The organism is Mesorhizobium sp. M1A.T.Ca.IN.004.03.1.1, from assembly GCF_003997555.1.
Classification (GTDB): Bacteria; Pseudomonadota; Alphaproteobacteria; order Rhizobiales; family Rhizobiaceae; genus Mesorhizobium.
On sequence record NZ_RZTV01001093.1, the window covers coordinates 1 to 235 of the forward strand.

Annotated in this window: 1 protein-coding gene; it reads right to left on the reverse strand. The window is 61.3% G+C overall.

Annotated features, from left to right (window positions below; genetic code table 11):
- A partial coding sequence (locus EOD29_RS35055) for a flagellar biosynthetic protein FliQ (RefSeq protein WP_127248928.1) occupies window positions 1–235 on the reverse strand: 235 nt, incomplete at its 5' end.

A 235-nucleotide genomic window follows, 5' to 3' on the forward strand; every position in this document is an offset into this window, starting at 1 on the left:
CTAGAAACCTGACTGGATGCGCGAGAAGACCAGATTGGTAAAAATCGAAATCTGCGAGCCGACGAAGGGTGCTGTGACCCCGACGGTGATCAGCACCGCGACGATCTTCGGCACGAAGGTCAGTGTCGCTTCCTGCACCTGGGTCAGCGCCTGGATCAAGGCAATGACGAGACCCACCACCATCGCCGCGATGACGGCGGGACCGGCGGCAATCAGGACGGTCCAGATCGCCGCC